Consider the following 26,009-nt stretch of genomic DNA (forward strand, 5'->3'; position numbering starts at 1 on the left):
TTGCCAACATGGTGCAACACGGTGTTTTCGCCGTTGCGCTTTCTCTTTCAGAAAGACCGGGAGGCTTCTCGATGACATCCAAACTCCTTTTGCGCGCGGCACGGCGGACGTTCATCGCTGGCACGGCAGCGCTTCTTGTCGGTACTGTCGCCGTCCCGTCCTTCGTGACGCCGACCTTCGCGGCAGACGGACCTGCTTCGGTGGCCGACCTGGCGCAAGGCGTGCTCGGCGCGGTGGTCAACATCTCGACCTCGCAGACGGTGAAGGGCACGGAAGGGCCGGGCGCGGTGCCGATGCCGCAGCTTCCCGAAGGCTCACCCTTCCAGGACTTCTTCGACGACTTCTTCAAGAACCGCGGCGGCGGCAAGGACAATGGCGCGCAGAAGGTGCAGTCGCTGGGATCCGGTTTCGTCATCGACGCCGAGCAAGGCATCGTCGTCACCAACAATCACGTGATTGCGGACGCCGACGACATCGAAGTCAATTTCTCCGATGGCGTCACGCTGAAGGCGACGCTGGTCGGCACCGACACCAAGACCGATGTCGCGGTGCTCAAGGTCGATCCGAAAGGCCACAAGCTCACCGCGGTCAAGTTCGGCGATTCCACCAAGATGCGCGTCGGCGACTGGGTGATGGCGGTCGGCAATCCATTCGGTCTCGGTGGCACGGTCACGGTCGGTATCGTTTCGGCCCGCAACCGCGATATCAATTCCGGTCCCTATGACGATTTCATCCAGACCGATGCCGCGATCAACCGCGGCAATTCGGGCGGACCGCTGTTCAACAGCGCCGGCGAGGTCATCGGCATCAACACCGCGATCATCTCGCCGTCCGGCGGCTCGATCGGCATCGGCTTCTCCATTCCCTCGCAGCTTGCCTCGGGCGTCGTCGACCAGTTGCGCCAGTTCGGCGAGACGCGGCGCGGCTGGCTCGGCGTGCGCATACAGCCGGTGACGGACGACATCGCCGAGAGTCTCGGCATGGCGACAGCCAAGGGCGCGCTGGTCGCCGGCGTCATCAAGGGCGGACCGGTCGACAACGGCACCATCCAGGCCGGTGATGTCATCATCAAATTCGACGGCAAGGATATCCATGAAATGCGCGACCTGCCGCGCGTCGTCGCCGAAAGCCCGGTCGGCAAGGCTGTCGACGTGCTGATCGTGCGCAAGGGTGTCGAGCAGACGGTGAAGGTCACGCTCGGCCGGCTCGAGGATGGTGAGAAGCTCGCCAGTGGCGGGAATGGCAATACCGATCAGCAAAAGGGCGACAAGGCTCCGGCCGTTTCGACCGCCTCGGTGCTCGGCATGACCGTCGGCGAACTCAATGACGAGACGCGCAAGAAGTTCAGCATTGCCGCCGATGTCTCCGGCGTCGTCATTACCGACGTGGCCAAGGACTCGGCCGCGGCCGAGCGCGGCATCCAGCCCGGCGAAGTGATCACCGAGATCGCGCAGGAATCGGTTGCCACGCCCAAGGACGTCATGGACCGGATCGGCGCGCTGAAGGAGCAGGGCCGCAAGAATGCGCTCTTGATGCTGGCGTCGAAGACCGGCGAGTTGCGCTTCGTGACGATCCGGATGGATTGAAGTCCGCTATCGACAGGCGTATTGTAACATCCCATGGGATGTACTATTTTGGCTTGTGAAGCGGATCGTACTGGATACAAACGTTCTTGCGGCAGGTTTGCGAAGCAGGAATGGCGCGTCGTTTGCCATCCTGCAACTGGTTGCGGATCGGCAGATTTGCCCGTTGGTGACCACAGCGCTGTTTCTTGAATATGAGACCGTGCTGGCCAGGCCCGAGCAAATGGCGGTTCACGGATTGTCCGCTACGGATCTCGATCGTTTGCTGGCCGGCTTTGCCACTTTTGCTGAGCCGGTCGAACTGCACTTTCTCTGGCGCCCGCAATTGAGCGATCCGAAGGATGAGATGGTGTTTGAAGCCGCGATCAACGGCCGGGCAGATGCGTTGGTGACTCACAATCGCCGGGATTTTTTGGCTGCGGCAGGCCGTTTTGACGTCCCGGTTGTAAGCCCGGCTGAGTTCCTGGAAGGACTTCGAACATGAGCAAGGCGACTTATCCATTGAAACTTCCACTGTCGGTTAAGGAGGCAGCCGCGCGCCTCGCGAAGGCCGATGGCGTGTCGCTCAATCAGTGGATTGCGTCGGCTGTGGCACAGAAGGTGGGGGCCATGGAAACGGCAGCTGACTTTCTGCGTCGCCGGGCCGGCGATGCGTCACCCGGCGATTTTGTAGAGATGCTCGAGCGGGTCGCCGATAGATCGCCGCAACCCGGCGATGAGCTTCCACCGGACAGGCATTGATCAGCGGCGATTCTTTCGCCAATCCGCTGCCGCCAGCCGGTAGAGCACATGCCGCTTGAGCGCGGGATGGCTGTCAGGAATGCCGGGATGATCGAAATCGGCTGAGGGATCGGCTGTCATGCCGAGGCGTTTCATGACGGCGGTCGAGCGGTGGTTTTCCGCGACGGCAAAGGAAACGATTTCGTCGACGGCCAATGTCTCGAAACCGTAGGCCAGCCAGGCTTCCGAAGCCTCGGTGACGTAGCCCTTGCCCCAGAATTCGGGCGCCAGCCGCCAGCCGATCTCGATCGTGCCCGCCGGCAGGACGTCAATATCCTCTGTTCCCGACAGGCCGACAAAGCCGATGCACTTGCTCGTGGCGGCAATCTCGGCCGCTGCGAAGCCATAGCCGTCCTCATCGATCCATGCGCGGACCTCGTCCATCTTGGCGTCGGCGGCGGCACGGTCGCGGCGGAACGGGAAGAATTCCATGACGCGCTCATCGGAATTGATGCGATGGAAGAGCTCGCGGTCGCGGTCTTCCCAATTGCGCAGGATGAGGCGCTCGGTGCGCATGGGTTTCATTGCACAATCTCTTCCTGGCGATAGCCCTGCAAATAGAGCAGGGCCGTCAGGTCGCCATGGTTGATGCGAACTTTCGCCTGCGCCGCCACGGTCGGCTTGGCGTGAAGCGCGACACCGGTTCCGGCAAGGCGGATCATGTCGAGGTCGTTGGCGCCGTCGCCGACGGCGATGGCATCGGCCGGCGTCAATCCAAGACGCGCCGAAATTTCGAGCAGCGCCTCGGCCTTGGCGGCGCGGCCAAGGATCGGCTCGCCGACCAGGCCGGTGAAGCGTCCGTCCTGTTCGAGCAGGCGATTGGCGCGGTTTTCCTGAAAACCGAGCATGGCCGCGATGCGCGTCGTGAACACTTCGAAACCGCCTGACACGAGTGCCGTCCAGGCGCCGTTGGCGCGCATGGTCTGGACCAGAGCGCGGCCGCCCGAGGCCAATGTCAGCCGATTGGCGACGATGCGGTCGACGACGGCGGCATCGAGCCCCTTCAGCAGCGCGACGCGCTCGCGCAGCGCCGGCTCGAAGGCGATCTCGCCATTCATCGACCGCGCGGTGATGGCCGCGACGCGATCCTTGACGCCGATCTCGTCGGCCAGTTCGTCGATGCATTCCTGGTCGATCATGGTCGAATCCATGTCGGCGATGAGGATTTTCTTGCGCCGCGTTTCGGCCTGCTGGACGATCACATCGACCGATTCCCCAGCCAACGCGGCGCGTAGCGCATCGGTGATATCGGCCGCGTCAGCCTCTTGCGGCAAGGCAAGATCGCAGGCAATGCCTTCGGCCAGCCAGACGACAGTGCTTGCGCCCACCGACCGCGAGGCCATATTCGCAAGCGACGGCGACAGAGCGCGGTCAGCGGGACGGGAAACAAGCGTGGCAATGAGCGGCATCGAGAATTCCGGCGCGGATGCGGGCGAAGGCCGCGTGAAGAACGCGATCCTGATAGCCGGGCCGACCGCCAGCGGCAAGTCGGCATTGGCGCTCGATTTGGCCGAACGCGCGGGCGGCGTCATCGTCAACACCGATTCCATGCAAGGCTATTCGGTTCTCGATGTACTGACCGCCCGGCCGGAGGCGGCCGACCTTGCACGCGTGCCGCATTTTCTCTACGGCCACGTCCATCCCGGTACCGCCTATTCGACGGGTGCGTGGCTGCGCGATGTGATGAAACTCATCGACGACGGAATGCTGTCGCGGCGGCCAGTCTTCGTCGGCGGCACTGGTCTCTACTTCCGTGCGCTGGCCGAGGGTATTTCGGAAATGCCTGATATTCCGCCGCGCATCCGCGACCGCTGGCGCTACGAGCTGAAGGAGCAAGGCGCGGTCAAGCTGCACGCGCTGCTGCTGCGCGAGGATTCGAGAGCCGCCATGCAACTGAAACCAACCGACAGCCAGCGCGTCGTGCGGGCGCTCGAGGTGCTCGACGCCTCCGGCCGGTCGATCCTGGATTGGCAGGCAGAGCGCGGCCGGCCGCTCATCGACAGGCAGACCGCGCGTTTCCTGGTCATCGAGCCGGACCGGTCCGCGCTGGTTGACCGCATCGAAAGGCGCTTCGACCAGATGCTGGACAAGGGCGCGCTGGAGGAAGTCAGGCAACTTACGGCTCTTAGCCTCGATCCGGACCTGCCGGCGATGAAGGCGATCGGCGTTCGCGACCTGCAGGCCGCGATGGCCGGGCAGTTGAGCTTTCCCGAGGCGATCGAGCGCGCCAAGATCGCAACCCGGCAATATGCCAAGCGGCAGGCGACCTGGTTTCGCCATCAGCTGGGGCCGGAATGGCAGAGATTGCGCCCCGGTGACGATCTCGAAACCACGATCCAGACACTTGTTGCTAATGCAACTTAAAAAGTTGACCATGACGGAAGGGTTCGCGCCGAAGTTGTCGGAATTAACGCTCCGTAAGGCGGTTCGTGCCATAAGGTCGATGGGCACTTTTCCATTGGGGAGCAGATGCGTTTCCATAAGGCGGAATCCGCTTTTTTCGTCTTTATCTTCGTGATCCTGGCCGCTGGCCTGGTGACGCTGCACGCCTATGGGCTCTTGCAATCCTTCGCCACGGAACTCCATACGCAGTCGGGCTTGGATAAGGTCATCTACCTCAACAAGCTGTTGTTCGCGACGGGCGTGCTGCTTGCGACCGCGCTGTTTTTCGGCATCTTCTTTATCTACCCGCTGATCCGCAAACAGGCGACGGAAGAAGGCAAGCTGCGCGCCATGACGGTTTCGCTCAGCGCCCGCTCCGAAACGCTCGAGCACGCCGCCCTGACCGATGGCCTGACCGGCATGCAGAACCGGCGCTATTTCGACGATGCGCTGAAGGAATATCTCGAGGAGTTCCGGCGCATCGAAAAGCCGGTCGGGTTGATGATCCTCGATCTCGACCATTTCAAGCAGGTCAACGACACCCATGGCCACGATGTCGGCGACGAGGTGCTCAAGGCCGTCGCCAGTTGCCTCAAGGACATGACACGTTTCCACGATGTGGTGGCGCGGCTGGGCGGTGAGGAGTTTGCGGTGGTCACGCCCAATATGGAGGCGGAGTTGCTGGCCAAATTCGCCGAGCGCATCCGCAAGGCAATCGCCAACATGTCGATCCTTTCGGGCAATGTCCGGCTCAAGATCACCACCAGCGTCGGCCTTGCCGTCTGGGACCGCAAGGAAACGGCCGAGGAGTTCTATCGCCGCGCCGACCGCCAGCTCTATGAAGCCAAAAGGCAGGGCCGCAACCGCGTCTGCGCCTAAAATCCCATCATTGAATTCGTGAGGCCGGCCGTCTGCCGCCGTTTTCTGCGCTTCCGGTGCTCACGAACTTAATGTCTGCTCCGCTCCGGTTCTCGAAAACAGCACCAGCCGACCTGACGAATTCCCTGACGGGATTTATCCAGGCTGGCCAGCGAAGACAGGGACCGAGTCCGCTTGTGCGGAATTCTCAGAAGTGTCGGCAGGTGGACGTAGCGCCCAGACCTAATCGTTCTGGGGGCGCAGGCCGAAGGTGGCGGGCTTCAGGCCGTAGCGCATGTCGAAATCGTCGTCCGATTGCACGCGGCCGGTTGCCGGCTTGCGGTAGTCGGGGTCGCCGGCCTGCCGACCGGAGTCGACCACTTCGGCGAAGGCCATCGCCTGCGGTGTCGGTTTCGGCACGTTGCGCAGCCGCTCGACGATCGCCACCAGGTCGACATCGTCGCCGCTTTTCGACGAAATAGCCTCTTCGCGCTTGGACGTGCCGGGAAGCAGGTGGCTCGGCAATCTTTCGAACTTCAGCCGCATGGTCGTCGCGACACCTTCGCCGAAGGCAATGGCTTCGCGCTGGCCCATCGATGACAGGAAGGCAAGCGTGGAGGCGGAAGAATCGGCGATGGCCGAGCGGATGATCGCCTGGTCCTGCTCGTTGGCGAGCCGCATGGCAAAGAAGGTCGAGCATTGCGACAGGATGGTCGGGTCAAGCTCACCCGGACGCTGGGTGACGACGCCGAGATAGCAGCCATATTTGCGGCCTTCCTTGGCGATGCGCGACAGCGCGTGCCTTGTCGGCGCGAAGCCGAGACGCGGATCGGCCGGCATGTAGCGATGTGCTTCCTCGCACAGCAGCAGGAGTTGCAGCTTGCCCTCGCTCCACAGAGCGAGATCGAAAGCCAGGCGCGCCAGCACCGAACAGACGGAATTGACCACTTCGGAGGGCATGCCGGCCATCTCGAAGCAGGTCACCGGGCGGCCGTGATGCGGCACGCGGAAAATGTTGCCGATCGTCTCGTGGATGGTGTCCTCGATCAGGCGCGAACTGAACATGAAGCGATAGCGCGGATCGGCGGCCGCCGATTCGATGCGCGTCTTCAGCGATTTGAGTGTCGGGCGCTCGTTCTTGCTTTCGAGCATGCCCATGCGCTCGTCGATCTGCTTGAGCAGATCGGCGATGCGGTAAGGCACCGGCGTATCGGCGGTCAGCGCGTCGTTGCCGCGCCTGAGATAGGCGCCTGAATTCGGGTTGCGGTAGAGGTTCTTGGCGAGCGGAATGAGGTCGCGCAGAGCGTCGATCTCTTCCGCGTCGGTTTCACGACCGCGAAACAGCACCTCGGCGAATTCCTCGAGCTTGAACATCCAGAACGGCAGGTCGAGCGTTTTGGAATCGACCTTGACGCAATATTCAGGCAACGAGCTCGCAAATTCATTGTGTGGGTCGAGGATCAGGATGCGCAAATCGGGGCGTGCCTCGATCGACTTGCGCAGCAGCAGCGAAACGGCCGTGGATTTGCCGACGCCGGTGGTGCCGACAATCGCGAAATGGCGCGCCAGCGTGTCGTCAATGGCGATGTTGGCGGCGATCGTCTCGTCCTGCGCCAGCGAGCCGATGGTAATGGAATGGCGGCCGGCGAGATCATAGACCGCCTGCAGGTCGCGGGTGCGGATGCGGTGCGCAACAGCACCGATATGCGGATAGGTGGTAATGCCGCGGTCGAAGATCGGCTTGGCGCCCGGCTCAGCGCCGTCGCGCACTTCACCGATCAGTTCGATGCTGACCTCTATGGGGTTCTGGCCCTCATTGCTCCAGGCGCGGTTCGATTTGCCGATTGCGTAAACGAGACCCACGGTTCGCGTCGTGCCCAGATTGATCGAGATCATCTTGCCGACCGTCCACAGGCCGGTCACAGACCCGTCGATGTCATCGGCATAGGCGGCGATGGTGGCGCGCGCGCCGTCGCATTGCACGACATTGCCCAGGATGCGCCGGTCGTTCTGCTCTGCGTTGCGGCGCTCCTGCGATGTCGGTTCTCCGACGGAAGCTTCGCGTTCGACATACATGGACAGACCAATCCCCATTTCCCTTGAGATCGGACCCTACCGGAATGGGGTTAAGGTCGCATGAGGTCGGATGGTGTAGAGAGGATTAAGCCCTTGGCGAAAATTGTCGCAAGATGGCTCTTCTCCAATACCCGTCTTTCGCTATAATGGACGAATGGATGATATAGCGAACGATATTTCCTCAACCATCGGCAGACGGATCCACGCCGAAAGGACCATGCGGGATTGGTCGCTGGCCGAGCTCGCCGAGCGGTCCGGTGTTTCCAAGGCGATGCTGAGCACGATCGAGCGCGGCATGACCAGCCCGACGGCGACCCTTCTGGTGCGCATCGCGGCGGCCTTCGGCATGACGCTGTCGACCCTCATCGCGCGCGCGGAATTGCAAGGTGGCGGGCTGCTACGCGAGGCCGACCAGCCGGTGTGGCGCGATCCCGATACAGGCTATATCAGGCGGCATTTGTCGCCAGCCAGCGACATGCCGCTCGAACTGATCAAGGTGCATCTGCCGGCGGGCGCCAGGGTCAGCCTGCCGGCGGCCTCCTATGCCTTCATCAAGCAGCAGATCTGGCTGATTTCCGGACGGCTCGAATTCACCGAGGGCGATGTGGTGCATAGATTAGAGCCCGGCGACTGCCTGGCGCTGGGCGCGCCGTCGGACTGCACCTTTCACGCGCCGGAGGCGGGCGCCGACTATCTCGTCGCGCTGGTCAGGGGCTGAGATCATGGCGAGACGGCCAAAACGCTCCCACAATGGGGGGCCGCCTCTTGACGGGTACAAGGGGCCGCCATGGGGCAAGGGCGACCCCTACATCTTCCTGGCCTGGCAGGCTGCGCACGCCAAGGCTTGGAAGGCGCCGAGCCGCGAGGTGATGCTGATGCGCATGGACAAGGCCGAGCGGCTGGGCCTGACCTATGAGGAATACACGCTCGAGATCCTCGAGCGCGGACGGCATCTCAGGGAAGAAGACACCGAGCGCATCAGCGCCATCAAGGCCGCACGCAAGCGACGCCGCGTGCGCCATCTCCACTGACGCCGGCATCGAACCCATTCATCGTTTCCAGAGGACTGCATATGAATTCCATAGAAATCGGAGCGCTGAGCGCCAGTGCGGGAACACTGGCTGTCCTGGCTGACCTGCTGGTCGAAACGGTTGCCGCCGGCGGTTCGGTCAGCTTCATGCATCCGCTGGCACCCGAAGCGGCAAACGCATTCTGGGAGAGGTCGCTGGCAGCAGCGGCCAGAGGGGAACGAGTGGTGTTCGGCGCCTGGGACGACAAGGTCCTTGTTGGCACCGTTACCCTGCTGCTCGACTGCCCGCCCAACCAGCCGCACCGGGCCGAGATCGCCAAGCTGATGACATCAGTCGAATACCGCGGCAGGGGTGTCGGAACGCGCCTGATGCAGGCCGCGGAGTGTCTCGCCGTTGAGACGGGACGCACGCTGCTGGTTCTGGATACGGCGACGCAGGAGGGCGCTTCAGGCCTCTACGAAAAACTCGGTTTCACCCTGGCTGGGGAAATACCGGACTACGCGCTGAAGCCGCATGGTGGGCTGACCGGCACGCTGATCTACTGGAAGCGTATCGGCGCCACGTCGCGATCGCCCGCGCCGGTCAGGCCGAGGCCTCTCCCGAGAGGTGCCCCAGCAGCCACTGGCGGAAATCCTGTTCGGCACTGGTCAGACGCGCGGTCGATGCCCTGGTCAGGAAATGGCCCGATGTGCTGGAGAGCTCGAAATCGGAAAGCGGCAGCAGGCTCCTGCTCTTGAGCGCCGCGTCGACAAGCGGCCGCGACCCCAAAAGCACGCCAGCCCCGGCGCTCGCCGCTTCCATCGCCGCGACGAAACTGTCGAAGCGGTGCGACCGCTGGGGGCGGCCGGCCAGTCCGGCGGCCGCGAACCATTCCGCCCACATCTCGCGCGCGCCGGCGACCAGAAGCAGCGGCAGGGATGTCCAATCGGCGGCACCGGCCAGGGCCGGACTTGCCACCGGCACAAGCCGCTCGGCGGTCAGCCTGTCGGCCTCGCGTCCGGGGAAGGAGCCGTTGCCGAAACGGATGTCGAGCGCGGAGCCTGGCAAATCGTAATCGGTCGGCCGATGGATCGTCACCAGATCGAGCTGGATGCGCGGCAGCGCCTCGGTCAGATCGGGCAGCGCCGGGACCAGGATCAGCAGGGCGAAAGAGATCGGTACCCGGATCGAGACGGTCTGGACGGCACGCGGCTCGAACAGCTCCGTCGTGCTGCTGCCGATGGTGGCGAAAGCCGACTGGATATGCGGCAGGTAGGCAGCACCCTCCGGCGATAGCGCAACGCCACGTGCCAGCCGCGAGAACAGGCGCGTCTTCAACCGGTCCTCGAGCAGCCGGATATGCTGGCTGACGGCAGCCTGGGTCAGGCCGAGCTCGGCCGCTGCCGCCGTGAAATTCGACAGCCGCGCCGCCGCCTCGAAACTGCGCAGCCAGTCGAGGGAAGGCAGAGTGGGAATGGGTTTTCGAGCCATTAGAAATTTATGGTCTTTGGCCAAAAAATGATAATTTGAGTTATGCCTGTCACGCGGCCAACATGCAATCGAAACCCTGCGGATCGGGCCGTGGGGTGCAACGGACAGGAACGGCATCTCCATGCTCACCCACGCGCTGGTTGGCGACGAAGGCAGAACAATCGAACTTGGCTGGCAGGGTGGGAGGCGCACCCGCTTTCACGCCATGTGGCTGCGCGACAATGCGCTTGACGACAAGACGCGCAGCGCCGGCAACGGCCAGCGGCTCATCACCATCCTCGACATTCCGGCCGAGACAAGGATTGGCGCGGCTGCGATCAAGGGCGGCGCGCTGGAAGTCAGCTTCGTGCCGGAAGGAAAAACCGTCAGTTTTCCCGCGCAATGGCTGATCGCCAATGCCTATGATCGAGACGAACTCCGCCAGCCCGGTTGGACGGGCGATATCATCCAGCGCTGGACCAAGGCGACGATGCAGAATTCGGTGCCGCGCGCCAGATACGCGGCGGCCTTTCACAGCCGCAGCGTCCTGCGCGAATGGCTTTCGGCGGTGAGGACCTATGGCTTTGCGGTGATGGACGGCCTGCCGGCTGAATCCGGTTCGCTGTGCAAGGTCTCCGACCTGTTCGGTTACATCAGGGAGACCAATTACGGACGCTGGTTCGAAGTGCGCGCCGAGGTCAACCCGAACAATCTCGCCTACACCAATCTCGGTCTTCAGGCGCATACCGACAATCCCTATCGCGATCCGGTGCCGACGCTGCAGATCCTGTCCTGCATCGAGAATACGGTGGAGGGTGGCGAGTCGAGCGTGGTCGACGGGTTTGCCGTTGCGGCTGCCTTCCAGGCCGAAAACCCCGAAGGCTTCCGGCTGCTGAGTTCCTGTCCGGCGCGTTTCGAATATGCCGGCTCGTCGGGCGTGCGGCTGCAGGCGAAGCGTCCGATGATCGAGCTCGGGCCGGATGGCGAACTGATCTGCATCCGCTTCAACAACCGCTCGCTGGCGCCTGTCGTCGACGTGCCGTTCGCCGATATGGACGCCTACTATACCGCCTATCGCCGGTTCGCCCAGCTGATCGAGGATCCCTCCTTCGAGGTGACGTTCAAGCTGGAAGCAGGACAGGCCTTCATCGTCGACAACACGCGGGTCATGCATGCCCGCAAGGCGTTTTCCGGCACCGGCAAGCGCTGGCTGCAGGGCTGCTACGCCGACAAGGACGGCCTGTTGTCGACGCTTGCCGCGATCGAGCACAGCTTCAAGGAGGCCGCGGAATGAGCGGCCAGGATCTGAACGCGGACAACATCGTCGAGTTCATCGCCGACATTTTTGAGCGCCGGGGTGCGGAATCCTATCTCGGCGAGCCGGTGACGATGTCCGAGCACATGCTGCAGGGGGCATGGCTGGCGGAGCAGGATGGCGCACCCGAGGTGCTGGTGGCCGCAGCGCTGCTGCACGACATCGGCCACTACACCAGCGAGTTCGGCACCTATTCGCCCGACGATGTCGAGGACAAGCATCACGACGAGGCCGGCGGCGAGGTGCTGGCGCCGTTCTTTCCCCCGGTCATCGTCGAGTGTGTGAGGCTGCATGTCGCGGCCAAGCGCTATCTCTGCGCCACCGACCCGACCTATTTCTCCAAGCTGTCGCCGGCTTCGGTCCATACGCTGTCGCTGCAGGGCGGCCCGATGAGCGCCGACGAGGTGGCCGACTTCCGCAAGAACCCTTTCCATGAGGAAGCGGTGCGGGTCCGCATCTGGGACGAGGGCGGCAAGGTCGCCAACATGCAGACGCGGGCGTTTCGCGACTACGTGCCGTTGCTGCAGCGCGTCGTGCGCGATTTCGCCAACCGCGCCTGACGGCGATTCATCACCAAGAGGGGACAGCCTATGTGTTTTTGCTTCGATGGTGAAAACGCCGTGGCTGCATTCCGACCGGAAAGCTGCCGCGAGCGCTTGCCTGACGCAAGCGCTCGCGCTGAACGACGGGTCAACAGTGAGCCAAGCCAGTTCGGCTCAGTTGGTTCGTGCGTGCCGGCCGATGCTGGCCACGTTCGCCATATTGCTGTCGGAATGGTTCAGGAGTATTAGCCACGCCCGAAATGCGGCCCTCTTTCATCCGCCGCACCCCGTATCGACCACACTCTTGAAGGAGGCATAATGAGAACTTGTTCACGCATTTCGCGCCTCCATGGCGGTCGGACCGATTGATCCGCGCCACAGCGGATTCCAATTTCCAGACGATCTGACGACCGCCAAGCGGCGATGCGTCGCGGCGGTCATTGTCCGACTGCATCGATGCCGCTGATATCAATGAGATGGTGGGAGCCGCGACGCTCCCGGCCGACGATGGCGGTTGCCCGAAGCCTTGAGATGCGTCTTTGCAACATTCTGTCATGCCGTTGTAAACATTGAAAGAATGGCTCTTGCTCCAAACTGTCTGTGAGCCTAGAGAGCCGCCCATTCCAACCCGTCATCCCCATAGGAGACCTGTCAAATGTCACGCCAACCCAGATCGACACATTCCGTGCCGGCGCTGGAATTGCGTGCGGCTGACAGGGTTCCAATCGGGAAGAACGGCCATGGCCAGGTCCATGATCCAGCGCAGGCAGGACGCCGAGCGCGAACGCACTGAAGCATATCAAGCATCGCTGCGGCGGGTTTCTCCAGCCTCGCGTTCCGCTCCGGATTTCGAGCGGGCGCTTGACGAGGTACGTCGCGGCTTTGCCGGCATGGCGATCCGCGACGGTGCGTTGTGGCGTCCGAAGCTGAAGACGCGCGACCCCGCGCGGCTGCGGCTGGCGGCTGCCCGCTACCTCTATGCGCGCTATCCGGTTTCGGCCGCGCTCGAGGCAATCTGGCTGGATAGGTCGGGGCTGGATGGCCAGGAGATTGCGCTTCGTCTGGCCTGGTATATCGCGGCTGCGGGCGGCAACTCGCTCTACAAGGCGGGCGCCAATGCGTGGCTGTCACGCAAGGAGGTGCATTGCTTCCTGAACCTCTCGGGCGATCTGACCTTCGACGAGGCGTTCTGGATGGCGATCATCCGGTCGTATACGGAGGATCTCGGGCTGGCGGCTCGAATTGCACGGACGAAAATCACGCGCACGCCACGCGGCGAGCTCGCCTTCTGGCGCGAGGTGGCGCGGTTCTTCTGCGGACAACCAACGTCCAGGGAAGAGATCGACGATCTGTGCGACTATGTTGGTGCGATGCATCAGCGTGATCGCGCCTACAGCCTGAAGGGACGCACGCTCGGCTCGCTGCGCAAGCAAATGTCGGAATGGCACCGCGACGTTGCCGCCATCGAGCGCATCGAGGCCATGCGTCGCCGCGTCGCCGGCCGGGTTTCGCCGGTGAAGGGCGCCTGGGATGGCTCACGGCTCGAGGACTGGGAATGGCAGCCGCCGGCCAAGGAGGCGAAGGCGCATGGTGAGCGCTTCTTCATTCGCCAACTAAGGACGGCCGAGGATCTGGTCGCCGAATCCAGGGCGATGCATCACTGCGTGTCGACATACGCCGGCAAATGCATTGCCGGCTACGCCTCGATCTGGGTGCTGCGGCGCAAGGCGCTCGGCAAGATCGAACGCTTGCTGACGATCGAGCTCGACCCGCGCCATCGGGCGGTGCAGGTGCGCGGTTTCGGCAACCGTCTGGCTATGCCCGACGAGTGCAAGATCCTCGAACGCTGGGCCAAGGCGAAGGGTGTGACGCTGCGTGACTGAAACGAAACCCCGCGCGGCGACACGCCGCGCGGGGTCACACTTTTCTCACTGCCGATGGGGCATGGCAGGAGACCTCCAGAGCTAGCCGGCTATCCCTTGTGGTGCACCTTCTGCAGCCCGTAGACGGGCGTCGGCAGTCCGGCGTGCCTGGCCTTCAACTGCAGCGACAGGAACTGCGAATAGTGGCGTGACTGGTGCAGATTGCCGCCGTGGAACCACAACGCTTCCTGCTGCGTCGGCTTCCACATGTTGCGCAACTCGCCTTCCCAAGGGCCGGGATCCTTGGTGGTGTTCGAGCCGAGGCCCCAGCATTTGCCGACCTTGTCGGCGGTTTCGCGAGAGATCAGATCGGCGGCCCAGCCGTTCATAGAGCCGTAGCCGGTGGCGTAGACAATGAGGTCCGCAGGCAGTTCCGATCCGTCGCTGAGCAGAACCGAATGCTGCTTGATCTCTTCGACGTCGACGCCGCTTTTCAGCTTGATCGAACCATCGATGATCAACTGGGAGGCGCCGACGTCGATATAATAGCCGGAGCCGCGCCTGAGGTACTTCATGAACAGGCCGGACTCGTCGTCGCCCCAGTCGAGCATGAAACCGGCCTTTTCCAGGCCCTTGTAGAACGCCGCGTCGCGTTTCTTCATCTCGGCATAGGCCGGGATCTGAAACTCGTGCAGGATCTTGTAGGGCAGCGAAGCAAAAATCAGATCGGCCTTGGCCGTGGTGACGCCATTCTGCAGCGCCTGCTCCGAATAGAGCGAACCCAGCCCGATTTCCATCAACGTGTCGGATCTGGAGATATGGGTGCTCGATCGCTGCACCATGGTGACGTCGGCGCCGGCTTCCCAAAGTGCGGCTGCGATGTCATGGGCGGAATTGTTGGAACCGATGACAACGGCCTTTTTGCCGGCATAGGCGTCCGGGCCCGGATGCTTCGAGGAGTGGTGCTGGTCACCCTTGAAGTTTTCCATGCCCTTGAATTTCGGCAGATTGGCCTTGCCGGACTGTCCAGTCGCCAGCACCAGCTGCTTCGGCTTCAGCGTGATGTCCTTGCCGTCGCGATGGACGACGACGGTCCACTCCTTCTTCTTGTCGTCATAGGAGGCGCTCCTGGCCTCCGTCGACGACCAGTAGTTCAGCTCCATCACCTTGGTGTACATTTCCAGCCAGTCGCCGATCTTGTCCTTGGGCGAGAAGACCGGCCAGTTCTTCGGGAAATCGATATAGGGCAGGTGGTCGTACCAGACCGGATCGTGCAGGCAGAGTGACTTGTAGCGTTTGCGCCAGCTGTCGCCGGCCCGCTCGTTCTTCTCGACGATGATGGTCGGCACACCGAGCTGCCGCAGCCGAGCGCCGAGCGCAATGCCACCCTGGCCGCCGCCGATGATGAGCGTGTCGGGCTGCGTCTTGAAGCCGAGTTCGGCGGCTTCCTTCTCGCGCTCTTCCTTCCATGTCGGACGGTTCTTGCCCGAACCATGCTTGGCGCCCATCGGTCGCGCGAAGCCCGCCGGTTCCTCGTGGCCTTTCAATTCGACCATGGTGGTCAGCAGCGTCCAGATCTTGCCGTCCTTCAGCCTGACATGGCCAAAGCCGCGCGCCAGTTCGGTCTCGAAACTGATCCAGCCCTCGATCAGCCCGCCGCTCTCGGTCGCGTCCTCGCCCTTGGCGAGCGTCCAGTGCGACGGCTTTGTCTTCGCCAACTGGCTCTCCAGCATGTCGCGGACCTGGTCCTTGCCCTCCATGGTCTTGATGTTCCAGGTGAAGGTGACGAGGTCGCGCCAGTAGCAGTCGTCCTGAAAACAACCGACGGCCTTGTCGATGTCATTGGCGGCCAGGGCGGCGCCGAATTGGTCGAGCAGGTCGGACAGTTTCTTGCTTGGGGCCTTGTCGAGCATAAGTCTTCCTCCGTGAAATCCTGGCCGTCATGGTGGCTCCTCCCGACTTGCAAGCCGGACGGTCGAGTATCGGCAGAGAGGACGGCCTTCGTCACGCCCCACCATAGTTTCGCGTGGCTTCAAGGACTTATCCGGAAAATGCTGCTTGCGAGCCGGTCTGGGTTTGCGTGATGTAGGCAGGATGCAGTGTCCATCGCGAAATCGTGACGGCCATTTGTCGAATTGCGGAGCGCCTTCATCGCCGTCGCGATTTTTGCCGTTGACAGGGCGCCTTGCCCGCCCGTAGTGTCCGCGACCATGAAAAAGGCACTCATTCTCGTAGGAAGGCGCGTGGGCAAGGCGGTGTAACCGCCGGGCGAAAACCTCCCATGCGCAACACACAGGCTCCCTCGGGGGCCTTTTTTATTGCCTGAAACACGACTAAACGACCGATAACACCCAAGTGGCAACGCCCAAGTGGCGACAGTACGGGACCAGACCGATGAGCAACGGACAGAGTGAGCGGCGCGAAATGACGGGCGCCGAAATGGTGGTGCAGGCGCTGAAGGACAATGGCGTCAAGCATGTCTTCGGCTATCCGGGCGGCGCCGTTCTCCCGATCTATGACGAAATCTTCCAGCAGGACGAGGTCGAGCACATTCTCGTGCGCCATGAGCAGGGCGCGGGCCATGCCGCCGAAGGCTATGCACGCTCGACCGGCAAGGCCGGCGTCATGCTGGTGACATCAGGCCCCGGCGCCACCAATGCGGTGACGCCGCTGCAGGACGCGCTGATGGATTCGATCCCGCTGGTCTGCCTGACCGGGCAGGTTCCGACCTCGCTCATCGGCTCCGATGCGTTCCAGGAATGCGACACCGTCGGCATTACGCGGCCCTGCACCAAGCACAACTGGCTGGTGAAGGACGTCAACGAACTCGCCGCCACCATCCACGAAGCCTTCCATGTCGCGACGACCGGCCGTCCGGGTCCGGTGGTGGTCGACATTCCGAAGGATGTGCAGTTCGCCAAGGGATTCTACGTCCCGCCGCAGATCGCACCGCGGACCAGCTACCAGCCCAAGGTCCAGGGCGACCTGGAGAAGATCAAGGCCGCGGTCGAACTGATGGCCGGCGCCAAGAGGCCGATCATCTATTCGGGCGGCGGCGTCATCAATTCCGGCCCGGAAGCGAGCCATCTGCTGCGCGAACTGGTCGATCTCACCGGTTTCCCGATCACCTCGACGCTGATGGGGCTCGGCGCCTATCCGGCATCGGGCAAGAACTGGATGGGCATGCTGGGCATGCACGGCACCTACGAAGCCAACATGGCCATGCATGATTGCGACGTGATGATCTGCATCGGCGCGCGCTTCGACGACCGTATCACCGGCCGGCTCAGCGCGTTCTCGCCGAATTCGCGCAAGATCCACATCGACATCGATCCGTCGTCGATCAACAAGAACGTGCACACCGAGGTGCCGATCATCGGCGACGTCGGACGGGTGCTGGAGGACATGGTGCGGCTGTGGCGGGCAACCGCCAAGGCCGACAAGAAGGCGCTCTATCCCTGGTGGGAGCAGATCGCCAAATGGCGCGCGCGCGATTCACTCGCCTTCAAGATGAACAACGACGTGATCATGCCGCAATACGCCATCCAGCGGCTCTACGAACTGACCAAGGGCATGGACACCTACATCACCACCGAGGTCGGTCAGCACCAGATGTGGGCGGCGCAGCACTATCATTTCGAGAAGCCGAACCGCTGGATGACGTCTGGCGGGCTGGGCACGATGGGCTACGGCCTGCCGGCGGCACTCGGCGTGCAGATCGCGCATCCCGATGCGCTGGTCATCGACATCGCCGGCGATGCTTCGGTGCAGATGACGATGCAAGAGATGAGCGCGGCGGTGCAGCACAATGCACCGATCAAGATCTTCATCCTCAACAACCAGTATATGGGCATGGTGCGCCAGTGGCAGCAGCTGCTGCACGGCAACCGGCTGTCGCATTCCTATACCGAGGCGATGCCGGACTTCGTCAAGTTGGCGGAAGCCTATGGCGGTCATGGCATACGCTGCGAGAAGCCGGACGAGCTGGACGACGCCATCAAGGAGATGATCTCGGTGAAGAAGCCGGTGCTGTTCGATTGCCGCGTGGCGACGCTCGCCAACTGCTTCCCGATGATTCCGTCGGGCAAGGCGCACAACGAGATGCTGTTGCCGGACGAGGCTACGGACGAGGCCGTGGCGAATGCCATCGACGCCAAGGGCAGGGAACTGGTGTAATCGACGAGCGAGGCAGGGCTTGTCGAAAGAAGCCGTGCGCAAACAAATAATTAGATCAAGAATTTGAGATCCATGTCATGAACGCACAGCACCTTCAACCCACCGGCTCCGCCTACTTCATCGCCAAGGAAACGGAACGGCCGGAAAACCACACGCTTTCCGTGCTGGTCGACAACGAACCGGGCGTGCTTGCCCGGGTCATCGGCCTGTTTTCCGGCCGCGGCTACAACATTGAGAGCCTGACCGTCTCCGAGACCGAGCACGAGAAGCATCTGTCGCGCATCACCATCGTGACGCGCGGCACGCCGCATGTGCTGGTGCAGATCAAGCATCAGCTCGAGCGCATCGTGCCGGTCCACCGCGTGGTCGATCTCACCGTGCGTTCGCACGAATTCGGCCAGGAGCGGCCGCTGGAGCGGGAACTGGCGCTGGTCAAGGTTGCCGGCACCGGCGAGGCTCGCGTCGAGGCGCTGCGGCTGGCCGACGCCTTCCGCGCCAGCGTCATCGACGCCAACACCGAGCATTTCATCTTCGAGATCACCGGCAAGGGCACCAAGATCGACCAGTTCATCGCCATCATGAAGCCGCTTGGCCTGATCGAAATCTGCCGCACCGGCGTGGCGGCTTTGAACCGCGGCCCGCAGGCGATGTAGGCATTCATACGAAGTTCAAGTTCTGCATTCAAAGCTGGGCAGGTGGTCCGAAAAGTGGTGGCACATGACTCCGCGAAAAGAACTGGTGTTCCATGTGTTTCTCTATGCCATCATCGCATTCTCGATCTGGATGCTTGCCCATGCTTGGGTGACAATGACAATCCTAGTTGGACGAACCCGTGAATGGGTCGCGTATGCGGATGATCCAGTCACATTCTGGAACTGGGTCTTCTTCAACGTCCTATCCATTCTCCTCTTTGGTTGGCTTCTTTGGGCGCTGAAGTATCGCCGTCGAGACTGATCTCTCGAATTTATCCGGTCAGACGCCCCCCGGATATCAGTTGCTGGATTTTGTCGGCTTGGCGTCGAGTTTGCCGGTGGCCAGCTCCTTGCTTTCCCGTTTGATCGGGCGTGAGACCGGGCAGACGTCCTGAACGAAGCCGTTCAGCGTATTCACCAGATTGTTCTGGACCAGCGAGTAGTGGATGAACTGTCCCTGCCGCTCCCTGGCGATGAGGCCGGCCGTCTCCAGAATGTTCAGATGTTGTGAGATCGACGGCTTCGACATGTCGAAGCGCGCCGCGATCTCGCCCGCCGTCAGCGAGGAATGGGCAAGATAGGCGAGGATTCTGCGCCGGGGTGCGGAGGACAGCGCCTCGAAGACGCGCTGGATCGCGCCGCTGGCGCCGATGCCGGCTTCAGCCTCCGATGGCTGTTCTGCTTCCTCGACCACTGCGCGTACCTCGTAATCGCAGGCGCCATCGAGACGCCTGCCAGCATTTTCCGGTCATCATTTAGACTATTGCCTAAATACCTAATCCGGCATAATAGATGATTAGCTTATAGCCTAAATATGGCGCGAGGCGCCAAAAGGCAAGGCTGTGGTTCGGAAAATGTTCATGCGAGGAGGGGTTCCCGATGAAGACCATATCCACGGGCAGGATGATTTCTCGACAAGACAGCGACGCGCGGGATGGCAGGGTTGTCTGGGTGCCAGCCAAGTCGATGTGGGTCGGCGCGATGACGGTTATTGCCACCGTGTTCGGTCCGCTCACCTTCAACTGGAGCGCCTTTGCCCTGTTCGTCGCGATGACGGCGGTGACGATCTGCGCCGGGCATTCGGTCGGCATGCATCGGCTGCTCATCCATCGCTCGTTCAAGGTTCATATCTGGATCGAACACGCGCTGGTCTATCTCGGCGTGCTGGTCGGCATGGCTGGCCCGTTCGGCATGATCCATGCGCACGATATCCGCGACTGGGCACAGCGCCAGACGGCCTGCCACGATCTGCATGCCCATCGCCGCTCCTTTTTCATCGATGCCTTCTGGCAGATGCATTGCGCCGTCGCCTTGCGCAATCCGCCTGATTTCGTCATCGAGCCGTCGATCAGGAATGACCGGTTCTACAAATTCCTCGAGCGCACGTGGATGTTGCAGCAACTGCCATGGGCCGTCGTATTCCTGCTGGTTGGCGGCTGGAGCTGGGTGGTCTGGGGCACTGCGGTGCGCGTTTCGGTATCCCTCACCGGACACTGGCTGGTCGGGCATTTCGCGCATCGGGGCGGCGACCAGGGATGGTGCGTCGATGGCGTGGCGGTGCAGGGCTACAATCTGCCACGTTTCGGATTGGTGACGTTCGGCGAGAGTTTTCACGGCAATCATCACGCATTCCCCGAATCCGCCAGGCTCGGCCTCGAACGCGGGCAGATCGACCTCGGCTGGGTCCTGATCCGGGTTCTTGCCGGCCTCGGTCTCGCGCACAGCGTTAAACTTCCGGAGAACACTCCGAGACGGAAGGGCTTGCGCCGCCTGCGCGGCGGGCAGTCGACCATGCCCGCTGTGAACGGCCGGTTGCCGGCGCCGTCTAACGGCAGATGACGGCATGCCGATTTCGGCGAGGTGAACTCACGATCAATGCGGCCGACGGCCGCTGGACCAAAGGATTGCGGTTGCGTCCGACACGGCGCTTATCTAAGTCAGTATTGCTGACCTTGTTGGGGCCCGATGTCGCTCGACGCATTCCTTGCACTGCTCGTTTATGCCTTCGTGACCTCGATCACGCCGGGGCCGAACAACCTCATGCTGCTGGCCTCCAGCGTCAATTTCGGCATCGCCAGGACGGTGCCGCACATGCTGGGCATCAGCATCGGCTTTCTCGTCCTGTTGCTCGCTGTCGGCTTCGGGCTTGGCGCGGTGCTGACGGCGTTTCCGGCATTGCACAACGCTCTCAAGATCGCCGGTGCCGCCTATCTGCTCTATCTCGCCTGGAAGGTCGCCATGTCGCGCTCGTTGAGTGGCAAGGGTGCGGTGGAAGCGCGGCCGATGCGCTTCATCGACGCGGCGGCATTCCAGTGGGTCAATCCCAAGGCCTGGGTGATGGCAATCACCGCCATGGCTGTCTATACGAACCCCGATCACCCATTCATCTCGGTGGCGCTGATCTCGATCGCTTTCGCCGTCGTCAACCTGCCGAGCGTTTCGATATGGGCCGGATTCGGCACCGCGCTGCGCGGCTTCCTGTCGGATCCGGTGCGGCTGAAATGGTTCAACATCGCCATGGGCGTGCTGCTGGCGGCGACGCTGTGGCCGATGCTGAAATAGGGTTCCCCGACGGTTCGACGGCCTTCGGCCGACGGCCATGACGGACTGCACAGTCATTGTGCAGTGCACATTAAATCTTCGTAATGCCGTGTTTTGGCCCTTTTCCGACAAACGCCTGTCCTATCTATTCGGCTAAATCGCGGCAATCAGCCGTGAGTTGCGCTAGAATACGACCACCTGGCTATGGCGTGTCGGACGGTGAGGCCTTTGTCGATGCGTGGAAAAGTCATTCTTTCATTGCTTGCCGTCGCCTGTGCTGGCGCGGCCTGGCTCTACCTTTCGCCCGACACGCTGGGCAAGGTTCAGCAGATCATCGGCGTAAAGCAGGTCGCGACCTCGGACAAAGCGGCAACCGACAAGCAGGCAGCAGGGGGGCAGGCAGCAGGAGGGCAGGCAGCCGGGGGCAAGCCGGGAACCGGTGGCAGTGGCGCCCGTTCGGCCTCGATCGTTTCGGCGGCGGCAACGACGGCCGACTTCCCGATCCGGCGTTATGCCATTGGTTTCGTCTCCTCTCCGGCCGTGGTCAACATCAATGGGCGGGTCTCCAGTCAGATCGTGTCGATCGACGTCAAGGACGGCCGGATGGTGAAGGCCGGCGACGTTCTGTTCCGGCTCGATGATCGCGCGCTCAAGGCGCAACTCGCCAAGGACCAGGCCACACTCGCCAAGGACCAGGCGCTGCTTGCCAGTTCGAATTCCGATCTTCAGCGCGCCAAGGACCTTGTCGCCAAGCAGGCCGGTACGCAGCAGACCTACGACCAGGCGGTAGCCGCGCAGAAGGCGGCGGCCGCGACCGTCGATGCCGACAAGGCGACGATCGACGCCGACAATGTCCAGCTTGGCTTTGCCACGATCACCGCGCCAATTTCCGGCAGGCTTGGCGCTGTCAGCGTTGCCGTCGGTGATCTCGTCACCACCAGCAATGGCAACAGCAGCACCTCGACGCCGCTGGTGACCATCACCGAGATGGACCCGTTACAGGTCAACTTCAATCTGCCGGAGAGCAACCTTGCACTGCTGCACAAGGCGCTTGCCAATCCGCAGCAAGGGGCAGTGACCCTGACCAAGGACGGCGACCCGACGCCGATCGGCAAGGGGACGCTCGATTTCGTCGATTCCAGCGTCGACACCGCGTCGGGCACCATCGCCACGCGTGCGAGCATACCGAATGCGGACCTTTCGCTGTGGCCCGGCCAGTATGTGAATGTCATCCTTGACGCCGGCATCATGCCGCAGATGACCTCCGTTCCCACTGTCGCGGTGCAGCCCAGTCAGAACGGCCCGTTTGTCTATGTGGTCAAGCCGGACAATACGGTCGAGATGCGGCCGGTGCAGGTGGCGCTGACCGAAGGCCAAAACAGCGCCATCAGCCAGGGCGTGAAAGCCGGTGAGAAAGTGGTCACGGAAGGCCAGACGAGGCTGAAGAATGGCGCCGCCGTGCACGAGGGCACCGCGGCAGCCGCACCCAAGGTGGCCGAGGCGACCAACACGGGCGAGGCGGCCCAATGATCTCCGAATTCTGCATCCGCAGACCCGTCGCCACCCTTCTGATGTCGTTCGCCCTCGTTCTGGGCGGGCTTTTTGCCTACAAGTTCCTGCCGGTGGCGGCGCTGCCCAGCGCCGAATTCCCGGTGGTCAACGTCTCGGCTTCACTGCCGGGCGCCTCGCCGGAAACCATGGCGACATCGGTGGCGACGCCGCTGATCAAGCAGTTCGCCACCATCGCCGGCATCGATTCCATCTCGACCACGAACTCGCTCGGCCAGACCTCGATCGCCATCCAGTTCGTGCTCAACCGGAACATCGATGCGGCGGCGGCCGACGTGCAGGCGGCAATCGCGCGCACGCAGAAGTCGCTGCCGCCGCAGATGACGTCGCCGCCGAGCTACCGCAAGGTCAATCCTGCCGACGCGCCGATCCTTTTGATGTCGCTGGTCAGCGACACGGTTCCGCTGACAGATCTTGATGCCTTCGCCGAAAACGTCATCTCGCCGTCGCTGTCGACCATCGACGGGGTGGCCCAGGTCTCGATCTTCGGCCAGCAGAAATATGCCGTGCGCATCCAGATTGATCCGACAGCGCTTGCCGCGCGCGGCATCTCGATCGATCAGCTGCAGGCGGCGGTCGCCTCGGCCAACAGCAACACGCCGCTCGGCGTGCTGCAGAACAACAAGCAGCAGCTCACCATCACCGCCAACACCCAGCTCGGCAACGCTGCCGGCTTCTCCAACCTCATCATCGCCACCAAGAACGGTCATCCGGTGCGGCTGGGCGAGGTGACCCGCGTCGTCGACTCGGTGCAGACGACGACGACGGCGAGCTGGTACGATGGTACCCGGGCGATCATCATGGCGGTGCAGCGCCAGCCCGATGCCAACACGGTCGACGTCGTCGACAAGGTGAAGGCGATGCTGCCGTCCTTCCAGGACCAGATGCCGGCCGCCGCCCAGATCAAGCTGCTCAACGACCGTTCGACCTCCATCCGCCAGGCCGTCAACGACGTGCAGTTCACGCTGCTGTTGACCATCGCGCTGGTGGTGATGGTGATCTTCGTGTTCCTGCGCCGGGTGACGGCGACCATCATCCCGGCCGTGGCGGTGCCGATCTCGTTGATCGCCACGCTCGGCGCCATGTTCCTGTTCGGCTTTTCCATCGACAACATATCGCTGATGGGCCTGACGCTTGCGGTCGGCCTCGTCGTTGACGATGCCATCGTCATGCTCGAAAACATCTTCCGCCACATGGAAGAGGATGGGCTGTCGGCGTTCGATGCATCGCTGAAAGGTGCGCGCGAAATCGGCTTCACCATCATCTCGATCTCGATCTCGCTGGTGGCCGTGTTCATCCCCGTGCTTCTGATGGGCGGCGTCATCGGGCGCATCTTCAACGAGTTCGCCGTCGTGGTGACGGTCGCCATCCTGGCGTCGATGTTCGTGTCGCTGACGCTGACGCCGATGCTGTGCTCGCGACTGCTGTCGGTCACCAAGGCCGATCGCGACAAGCACGGTCCTGGCCACAAGCAGGATCTCGTCACACGCGGCTACGACCGGGTTCTGACATTCTGCCTGCGGCACACCTTCCTGGTGTTCCTGGTCTTTGTCGGCACCGCGGCGGCGTCGGTGTGGCTGATCCAGGCCTCGCCGAAGGGCTTCTTCCCGCAGGAGGATATCAGCCAGATCTCGGTGACGACGATTGCGCGCCAGGACATTTCTTTTGACGCCATGGTGAAGCTGCAGGGGCAGGTGGCAAGCGTCTTTTCCCATTCGCCCTATGTTTCGCATGTGGCATGGTCGGCAGGCAGCGGCAACAATGCACTGAACCAGGGCCAGCTCTATGTGCAGTTGAAGGACAAGAGCCAGCGACCCGACATCGAGAAGGTGCAGGCTGACCTGCGCAAGCAATTGGCTGGCGTGGCGGGCATCGAGACCTACATGCAGCCGGTGCAGAACCTGCGGCTCGGTTCGCGCTCGTCGGCCAGCGCTTACCAGCTCGTCGTGCAGGGCCTCGATACCGGCCTGACCGACCAGTGGGCGCAGAAACTGAATGACGCGATGGCGGCCGACCATACGACCTTCACCGACGTCACCAGCGACCTGCAGAACAATGCGCTGCAGGCATCGCTGGTCATTGATCGCGACAAGGCTGCCCAACTCGGCATCGATACCGACACGCTGCGCTCCGCCCTCTATGGCGGCTTCGGCACCGACCAGGTTTCGACGATCTTCGGTTCGGCCGACAGCTACGAGGTCATCACCGAACTCGATCCCAAGATCGAATGGTCGCCCGAGCGGATGCTCGCCATCCAGATGCGGACGGCGAGCGGCAGTCTGGTTCCGCTTGGCGCCTTTGCCCGGGTCGACCGCACGGCCGGTGCCTTGACGGTCAACCAGCTCGGCCAGCTTCCGGCCGTGACCATCTCCTATAATCTGCCGCAAGGCGTGGCGCTGGGCGACAGCGTGACCCGCATCAACGCGCTCAAAGAGCAGATCGGCATGCCGACGGCGATCTCGACCACCTTTGCCGGCACGGCCAAGACCTTCCAGGATTCGCTGGCCAATCAGGGCCTGCTGGTCGGTGGCGCGATCCTGACCATCTATATCGTGCTCGGCATTCTGTATGAGAGTTTCATCCACCCGCTCACAATCCTCACCGGCCTGCCGTCGGCGGTGCTGGGTGCTGTCGTTGCCTTGCGCTTCGCCGGCATGGACCTGTCGGTCATCGCGGTGATCGGCATTCTGATGCTGATCGGCATCGTCAAGAAGAACGGCATCATGATGGTCGACGTCGCGCTTGAATTGCGACGAGAAGGTATGTCCGCCAAGGACTCCATCCACAAGGCCTGCCTGATGCGTTTCAGGCCGATCATGATGACGACGCTGGCGGCACTGATGGGCACATTCCCGATCGCGCTCGGCACCGGCGCCAGCGCCGAATTGCGCCAGCCGCTGGGCGTTGCCGTTGTCGGCGGCCTGCTCGCCTCGCAGGCGCTGACCCTGTTCGTGACGCCGGTGATCTACGTCTACATGGAGAATTTCTCGGGCTGGCTGGTCGGGCTGTGGTCGAAGGGCAAGGCCAAACCGCAGACGATCGAAGAGAGTGGCGACCAGCCTTCGCTGTTCGGCACCAATGACGACATCCCGGCAGAGGCGCAAAAGACAGCAGCTGAATGACAGGCTGACACGGCAAGGATAGAAGCTGGCC

At 62.6% G+C, this 26,009-nt stretch carries 22 protein-coding genes and 1 pseudogene; 17 read left to right on the plus strand and 6 right to left on the minus strand.

Going from position 1 to position 26,009, the window contains the following annotated elements:
- Positions 1-71 precede the first annotated feature (71 nt).
- From DBIPINDM_RS32350 to DBIPINDM_RS32360, 3 genes are read left to right on the plus strand one after another with little or no spacing between them, the layout of a single operon-like run.
- Positions 72-1,586: a DegQ family serine endoprotease gene (locus DBIPINDM_RS32350; RefSeq protein ID WP_258583006.1), complete on the plus strand. Its 1,515-nt coding sequence runs from the start codon at positions 72-74 to the stop codon at positions 1,584-1,586.
- A 55-nt stretch (positions 1,587-1,641) separates the two neighbouring features.
- The gene (locus DBIPINDM_RS32355) at positions 1,642-2,067 is read left to right on the plus strand and encodes a putative toxin-antitoxin system toxin component, PIN family (protein ID WP_258583007.1); all 426 of its coding nucleotides are present in this window, start codon (positions 1,642-1,644) and stop codon (positions 2,065-2,067) included.
- On the plus strand, positions 2,064-2,324 hold the full coding sequence (locus tag DBIPINDM_RS32360) for a pilus assembly protein HicB (RefSeq protein ID WP_258583008.1): 261 nt from the start codon (positions 2,064-2,066) through the stop codon (positions 2,322-2,324). Before DBIPINDM_RS32355 ends, DBIPINDM_RS32360 begins: the two co-directional genes overlap by 4 nt.
- On the opposite strand, the gene DBIPINDM_RS32365 is transcribed toward DBIPINDM_RS32360, so the two are convergent.
- Both DBIPINDM_RS32365 and serB read right to left on the minus strand, forming a co-directional pair.
- Entirely contained in the window at positions 2,325-2,888 is a 564-nt protein-coding gene (locus DBIPINDM_RS32365; RefSeq protein ID WP_258583009.1) for a GNAT family N-acetyltransferase, read from the minus strand. It lies immediately after the preceding gene.
- Complete coding sequence (serB, locus tag DBIPINDM_RS32370; protein WP_258583010.1) at positions 2,885-3,772, minus strand: phosphoserine phosphatase SerB; 888 nt, start codon at positions 3,770-3,772, stop codon at positions 2,885-2,887. The genes DBIPINDM_RS32365 and serB overlap by 4 nt, the downstream gene beginning before the upstream one ends.
- Between serB and miaA the strand changes: the two genes are divergently transcribed.
- A complete protein-coding gene (gene miaA, locus DBIPINDM_RS32375; protein WP_258589398.1) occupies positions 3,762-4,727 on the plus strand; it encodes a tRNA (adenosine(37)-N6)-dimethylallyltransferase MiaA in 966 nt (321 codons plus the stop codon). The two genes, serB and miaA, sit on opposite strands and share 11 nt — an antisense overlap.
- A gap of 105 nt (positions 4,728-4,832) precedes the next feature.
- Complete coding sequence (locus DBIPINDM_RS32380) at positions 4,833-5,624, plus strand: GGDEF domain-containing protein (protein WP_258583011.1); 792 nt, start codon at positions 4,833-4,835, stop codon at positions 5,622-5,624.
- Positions 5,625-5,846: 222 nt separating this feature from the next.
- Here the strand turns inward: DBIPINDM_RS32380 and DBIPINDM_RS32385 are convergent, their stop codons facing one another.
- The gene (locus DBIPINDM_RS32385) at positions 5,847-7,679 is read right to left on the minus strand and encodes an ATP-binding protein (RefSeq protein WP_258583012.1); all 1,833 of its coding nucleotides are present in this window, start codon (positions 7,677-7,679) and stop codon (positions 5,847-5,849) included.
- Positions 7,680-7,833: 154 nt separating this feature from the next.
- On the opposite strand from DBIPINDM_RS32385, the gene DBIPINDM_RS32390 reads away from it, so the two are divergent.
- The 3 genes and pseudogenes from DBIPINDM_RS32390 to DBIPINDM_RS32400 all read left to right on the plus strand — a co-directional run.
- Positions 7,834-8,397, plus strand: a complete 564-nt coding sequence (locus DBIPINDM_RS32390) for a helix-turn-helix domain-containing protein (protein ID WP_258583013.1) — start codon at positions 7,834-7,836, stop codon at positions 8,395-8,397.
- Between the two features lie 4 nt (positions 8,398-8,401).
- Positions 8,402-8,710, plus strand: coding sequence for a hypothetical protein (locus tag DBIPINDM_RS32395; RefSeq protein ID WP_258583014.1), 309 nt, complete (start codon positions 8,402-8,404; stop codon positions 8,708-8,710).
- A gap of 41 nt (positions 8,711-8,751) precedes the next feature.
- Positions 8,752-9,276 (plus strand): annotated as a pseudogene (locus DBIPINDM_RS32400) (GNAT family N-acetyltransferase); the annotation flags it as partial.
- Between the two features lie 16 nt (positions 9,277-9,292).
- On the opposite strand, the gene DBIPINDM_RS32405 reads toward DBIPINDM_RS32400, so the two are convergent.
- Positions 9,293-10,180, minus strand: coding sequence for a LysR family transcriptional regulator (locus tag DBIPINDM_RS32405; RefSeq protein ID WP_258583015.1), 888 nt, complete (start codon positions 10,178-10,180; stop codon positions 9,293-9,295).
- A 121-nt stretch (positions 10,181-10,301) separates the two neighbouring features.
- Here DBIPINDM_RS32405 and DBIPINDM_RS32410 point away from each other — a divergent pair, with 121 nt between their 5' ends.
- The 3 genes from DBIPINDM_RS32410 to DBIPINDM_RS32420 all read left to right on the plus strand — a co-directional run bounded on the left by DBIPINDM_RS32410 (position 10,302) and on the right by DBIPINDM_RS32420 (position 13,899).
- Positions 10,302-11,453, plus strand: coding sequence for a gamma-butyrobetaine dioxygenase (locus DBIPINDM_RS32410; RefSeq protein ID WP_258583016.1), 1,152 nt, complete (start codon positions 10,302-10,304; stop codon positions 11,451-11,453).
- A complete protein-coding gene (locus DBIPINDM_RS32415; protein WP_258583017.1) occupies positions 11,450-12,034 on the plus strand; it encodes an HD domain-containing protein in 585 nt (194 codons plus the stop codon). The genes DBIPINDM_RS32410 and DBIPINDM_RS32415 overlap by 4 nt, the downstream gene beginning before the upstream one ends.
- A gap of 722 nt (positions 12,035-12,756) precedes the next feature.
- The gene (locus DBIPINDM_RS32420; RefSeq protein WP_258583018.1) at positions 12,757-13,899 is read left to right on the plus strand and encodes a PcfJ domain-containing protein; all 1,143 of its coding nucleotides are present in this window, start codon (positions 12,757-12,759) and stop codon (positions 13,897-13,899) included.
- A gap of 89 nt (positions 13,900-13,988) precedes the next feature.
- On the opposite strand, the gene DBIPINDM_RS32425 is transcribed toward DBIPINDM_RS32420, so the two are convergent.
- Complete coding sequence (locus DBIPINDM_RS32425) at positions 13,989-15,791, minus strand: NAD(P)/FAD-dependent oxidoreductase (RefSeq protein WP_258583019.1); 1,803 nt, start codon at positions 15,789-15,791, stop codon at positions 13,989-13,991.
- A gap of 481 nt (positions 15,792-16,272) precedes the next feature.
- On the opposite strand from DBIPINDM_RS32425, the gene DBIPINDM_RS32430 reads away from it, so the two are divergent.
- Together DBIPINDM_RS32430 and ilvN are read left to right on the plus strand one after the other, a co-directional pair.
- Complete coding sequence (locus tag DBIPINDM_RS32430) at positions 16,273-18,054, plus strand: acetolactate synthase 3 large subunit (protein WP_258583020.1); 1,782 nt, start codon at positions 16,273-16,275, stop codon at positions 18,052-18,054.
- 77 nt (positions 18,055-18,131) lie between these two features.
- A complete protein-coding gene (ilvN, locus tag DBIPINDM_RS32435) occupies positions 18,132-18,707 on the plus strand; it encodes an acetolactate synthase small subunit (protein ID WP_258583021.1) in 576 nt (191 codons plus the stop codon).
- A 337-nt stretch (positions 18,708-19,044) separates the two neighbouring features.
- On the opposite strand, the gene DBIPINDM_RS32440 is transcribed toward ilvN, so the two are convergent.
- Entirely contained in the window at positions 19,045-19,440 is a 396-nt protein-coding gene (locus DBIPINDM_RS32440; RefSeq protein ID WP_258583022.1) for a metalloregulator ArsR/SmtB family transcription factor, read from the minus strand.
- A gap of 185 nt (positions 19,441-19,625) precedes the next feature.
- Here DBIPINDM_RS32440 and DBIPINDM_RS32445 point away from each other — a divergent pair, with 185 nt between their 5' ends.
- From DBIPINDM_RS32445 to DBIPINDM_RS32460, 4 genes are all read left to right on the plus strand, one after another.
- On the plus strand, positions 19,626-20,585 hold the full coding sequence (locus tag DBIPINDM_RS32445; RefSeq protein WP_258583023.1) for an acyl-CoA desaturase: 960 nt from the start codon (positions 19,626-19,628) through the stop codon (positions 20,583-20,585).
- A gap of 126 nt (positions 20,586-20,711) precedes the next feature.
- Positions 20,712-21,308 (plus strand): LysE family translocator, encoded by a 597-nt coding sequence (locus tag DBIPINDM_RS32450; RefSeq protein ID WP_258583024.1) that lies wholly within the window; start codon positions 20,712-20,714, stop codon positions 21,306-21,308.
- Between the two features lie 213 nt (positions 21,309-21,521).
- Positions 21,522-22,817: an efflux RND transporter periplasmic adaptor subunit gene (locus DBIPINDM_RS32455; RefSeq protein WP_258583025.1), complete on the plus strand. Its 1,296-nt coding sequence runs from the start codon at positions 21,522-21,524 to the stop codon at positions 22,815-22,817.
- Positions 22,814-25,978, plus strand: coding sequence for an efflux RND transporter permease subunit (locus DBIPINDM_RS32460; RefSeq protein ID WP_258583026.1), 3,165 nt, complete (start codon positions 22,814-22,816; stop codon positions 25,976-25,978). Before DBIPINDM_RS32455 ends, DBIPINDM_RS32460 begins: the two co-directional genes overlap by 4 nt.
- Positions 25,979-26,009 lie beyond the last annotated feature (31 nt).

It is taken from the genome of Mesorhizobium sp. AR02, assembly GCF_024746835.1.
Lineage (GTDB): Bacteria > Pseudomonadota > Alphaproteobacteria > Rhizobiales > Rhizobiaceae > Mesorhizobium.